Annotated in this window: 3 protein-coding genes and 1 pseudogene; 2 read left to right on the top strand and 2 right to left on the bottom strand. The window is 56.1% G+C overall.

Going from position 1 to position 3,855, the window contains the following annotated elements; translation table 11 throughout:
* Positions 1-356: 356 nt before the first annotated feature.
* A complete protein-coding gene (locus ACR65W_RS19120) occupies positions 357-857 on the top strand; it encodes a DUF892 family protein (protein WP_196399014.1) in 501 nt (166 codons plus the stop codon).
* 178 nt (positions 858-1,035) lie between these two features.
* On the opposite strand, the gene ACR65W_RS19115 is transcribed toward ACR65W_RS19120, so the two are convergent.
* The gene (locus ACR65W_RS19115; protein WP_196399013.1) at positions 1,036-1,377 is read right to left on the bottom strand and encodes a DUF6522 family protein; all 342 of its coding nucleotides are present in this window, start codon (positions 1,375-1,377) and stop codon (positions 1,036-1,038) included.
* A gap of 61 nt (positions 1,378-1,438) precedes the next feature.
* Positions 1,439-1,816 carry a PRC-barrel domain-containing protein gene (locus ACR65W_RS19110; protein WP_196399012.1) on the bottom strand — a complete coding sequence of 126 codons (378 nt, stop codon included), beginning with the start codon at positions 1,814-1,816 and terminating at the stop codon, positions 1,439-1,441.
* Positions 1,817-2,160: 344 nt separating this feature from the next.
* Between ACR65W_RS19110 and ACR65W_RS19105 the strand changes: the two are divergent.
* Positions 2,161-3,349 (top strand): annotated as a pseudogene (locus tag ACR65W_RS19105) (NADH-quinone oxidoreductase subunit D).
* Positions 3,350-3,855: the final 506 nt, after the last annotated feature.

Genomic DNA, 3,855 nt, shown 5'->3' with positions numbered 1-3,855 from the left:
CACGGTGGGATTCGATCAGCTTCTGGGCTACGCTCAAGGCCATTGCGGACGCCGAAACGGCTGCTTACGAGGCGCTTCATCTTCTCTTCGCAAAGAGATAGAGCGGCAACGCTCGATTGGCAAAGGTGTTTCCGAAATTGTCACACACACGGGCTGCCGACGCAGGTACGACTTTTCCAAGACAACTCTATCATTTTCGCAAACTGCGGCTATCACGCTATGAGCTGCATTGATCATTTGCCGTGCGCTTTCGCGACACCTCGACCGCTGCCGGGTAAATTGGTTTTGGCGGGCGCTATTGCGTCAAATCCGCGATCTCTCCGTGGTCCCTATCAACTGTTACACGGATAGAACGCATGGCGACCGCAGAGACACGACTAACGGATTGGCTTCGTGACGCCCAGGCAATGGAGAAGCAAGCCACGACAATGCTCGACGCACTCGCTGAGGGGATCGAAAACTACCCAGATGTCAAAGCGCAAATTGAACGCCATCTCCAAGAAGCACGGGATCAGGCAGCCGCACTGCAGGGGTATGGAGAGCGGAGCGGTGAAGGCGGGCCAAGTTGGAGAGAATCGGCAGGACAATGTGTCGCTATGGGGCAGGGTCTTAGCGGCGCGTTCGTGGGCGATAAGCTCGTCAAACGAGCCATCACGGAGATTTCATGCTATAATATTTTAATTGCCTCAGCCGCGTCTGTGGGAGACGAGGAGACGCGTGGAGTTTGTGAGGATATTCTGCTTCGAGAAAAGGCGATGCTGAATTGGCTCATGAATTACCTTGCATCCGCAACCGTCGAGCACCTCGGTCGTGAAGAGACACCCGACGGAGAAACCTCGACGCTTTCCAAGCCGTAAAGACGAAGGGATCGGCCCAGCCTCTCTTCGATCGCGAGCGCTGCGTCGCGCGCGCCTGGTTCAACTACTGTCGCCATGGCGACAGGGGTAGAAACCGCTTGGGCGCCGCTGCCGAAGCCTTACTTTTTCCATCACGAATCTCAGGCGCCACCGGCTCTCCCGGGGCACTGGTCACGCCCTAAATTCCGGGCTTGCGCAACGAGGCCGGCAATGCCCTGTCACCGAAATCAATCACTGATCGTTGGAGGATTTTACCCGTCGAGTCGATGACCAACTGAAAGCGCCGACCCTTATAGAAAAATGTCAGCCGATATCGCCCCGCATCCTCGTTCTCACCCTTCTCGCAACGGCTCGTCACTTCCCCGTCGCGCATTAGCGATTGAACCGCAGGGATTTCAAGATCAAGCCCATGTGCGATAATTGCGGCGGGAATCTGAATCGTATCGTCCTCGAACGCGATCATCGTAGTGGAGGCCGCGCCCAGGAGCGTCGACGATGGATCTGCTGCATCCGCGCTCATTTGTCTTGTTCCAGCCCAAGCCGCGTCGCTTGAATTACATCCCAAGCGCCCTCACAACGATCTATAACGCTGCGCTTTCCTCCCAGTACGGGCGCGCGCTGTAGTGCTGATGCACACGCATCTCCCAATCCCGATCGCTCCAGCTGTCGTCGCTGAATTCAGGGGCGGCCTCGAGCTGCTGCTGGGTGACGTTCGTGATGTAGCCTTCTCGCGATTTTTCGAATTTGAGTGAGCTCCATGGCAACGGGTGGTGGCCTGGGCGCAGGCACATGAAACCGCAGAAGTTTACTACGGCATAGCGCGCTTGCCCCGAGATCTCATCGATCATCAGGTGGTCGATTTCGCCAATCTCCTTTCCGCTCGGATCATAAACCTTAGCACCCACGACGTGTTCGCTCGAGATCAGATTGAACTTCGGATGGGCAGTGGCGGTAGCCATTTTCCAACTCCTATGAAGGTAAGTGGGGTCGAGCGCCACCTTCGACGTCGCAAAAGAACTGTCGATCCGAGCGCCTTGTTGGGACGACTTCGAACGCGAATTGCGATCGACAACTTTTGCACCTCGTCTCGACGGGTTTCAGGATGGACGCGAAGGCCGGCATCATGCTGCACAAGATAACGCACGAATCGGGAAAAAAAGTTGCTGGCTGGGCAATGGTCGCCGTCATCAGATGTTCGAACAATCATAAGCGGCGCAGCGTTGTTCGAGTTGTTGGGCCCTGAGTTTCGAGGGAACATACGCGTTTTCAGGGCGTTGTCTCAACGGATCGCTCGGGCGTCATCATGAGTCTCACATCGGAACGCGACTTCACGATAAATTTCGGACCAGTGCACCCAGCGGCTCACGGCGTGCTCCGACTTGTGCTTGAACTAAACGGCGAGGTGGTCGTGCGCGTCGATCCGCATATGATTCTTGCATCGGGGAACCGAGAAGCTGATCGAAAACAAAACCTATCTACAAGCGCTGCCCTATTTCGACCGCCTGGATTATGTCGCGCCGATGAATCAAGAACACGCCTTCTGTCTGGCGACGGAAAAACTGCTCGCGCTCGAGCTTCCGAAACGAGCGCAACTCATCCGCGTGCTGTTTTGTGAGATCGGTCGGCTTCTTTCTCATCTCCTCAATGTCACCACGCAGGCGTCGGACATCGGCGCCCTCACTCCGAATTTGTGGGGCTTCGAAGAGCGCGAAAAGCTGATGGTGTTCTATGAGCGCGCCTCCGGCGCGCGCATGCACGCCAACTACTTCCGTATCGGGGGCGTGCATCAGGATTTGCCCGAAAAGCTTCTCGACGACATTTATGCTTTCTGCGATCCTTTCTTGAAGGTCTGCGACGATCTCGAAGGCCTGCTTACGGATAATCGCATCTTCAAGCAGCGCAACGTCGACATCGGCGTCGTGACGCTCGAAGACGCATGGGCCTTGGGCTTTTCTGGCGTGTTCGTCAGAAGCTGCGGCGCGGCGTGGGATTTGCGCAAGGCGCAACCTTACGAATGCTACTCGGAATTCGACTTCGGCATTCCTGTCGGCAAGCATGGCGATTGCTATGACCGCTATTGCGTCCGCATGGAGGAGATGCGGCAATCGACGCATATCATGAAGCAGTGCCTGGAGAGACTGGCGTCAAGCGAAGGCAACGGACCGATCGCGGTGGATGATCATAAAATAACGTCGCCGAAACGCGCCGACATGAAGCGCTCGATGGAGGCGATGATCGAGCAATTCAAACTCTACAGCGAAGGGTTTCATGTGCCAGTCGGCGAGGTCTACGCGGCGGTTGAGGCGCCCAAAGGAGAGTTCGGCGTCTATCTCGTCTCCGATGGCTCCAACAGGCCGTACAGGTGCAAGATCAGAGCGCCCTCCTTCGCGCATCTTGCCGCCGCGGATTACCTTATGCGCGGTCATATGCTGGCCGACGTGTCGGCGATCGTCGGCTCGCTCGACATCGTCTTCGGCGAAATCGATCGATGAGAGCGGCGCTGACAAATACGGCTCGCACGCCCTGCCGCGGCGGCGTTCCGCCGCTTAAGCGTGAAGAAGCCGAGGCGCTTCGAGCAAATGCCAAGGATTGGGAATTGCTCGACGATGCGCATCGCATCGAGTGCAAATTTCGCTTCGTCTTGAACGTCATGGCCGCAGGACGAAGGCGCTGGACGGAGACGCAGCCTCGCCCTGCGCAGACGCTTGCCGGAAAGGGTTGGCGCGCCTGCTTTGGCAAATGCGAAGGAGATCGAGAAATACAATTCAATGGGCCTGTTCAAGCTCTAGACAACAGCACTACGCAGCAACTTACGTCCGTTGAGCCAAGTGGGAAACGCTTTCCATGCCTCATCCTCTGTCAGGACACATCAGAAATTGAGAAATCGGCCTGTTGAATTTCAATGCGTTACGAAACGCTGCTGATTTACGCGTATACATTTGAATTGAGAAAACGCCCGAATGATGTACAGTTGAATTGAGAATTTGCGGCTCAACCA

Source organism: Methylocystis sp., from assembly GCF_051062815.1.
Taxonomy (GTDB): domain Bacteria; phylum Pseudomonadota; class Alphaproteobacteria; order Rhizobiales; family Beijerinckiaceae; genus Methylocystis.
Note: the sequence above shows the minus strand (reverse complement) of the source record. Positions and strands in the feature narration are given on the sequence as shown.

What these genes read in the sequence shown, in the direction of transcription:
- ACR65W_RS19120 (WP_196399014.1), top strand. Translation starts at nt 357, where the DNA reads ATGGCGACCGCAGAGACACGACTAACGGATTGGCTTCGTGACGCCCAG.
- ACR65W_RS19110 (WP_196399012.1), bottom strand. Translation starts at nt 1,816, where the DNA reads ATGGCTACCGCCACTGCCCATCCGAAGTTCAATCTGATCTCGAGCGAA.
- ACR65W_RS19115 (WP_196399013.1), bottom strand. Translation starts at nt 1,377, where the DNA reads ATGAGCGCGGATGCAGCAGATCCATCGTCGACGCTCCTGGGCGCGGCC.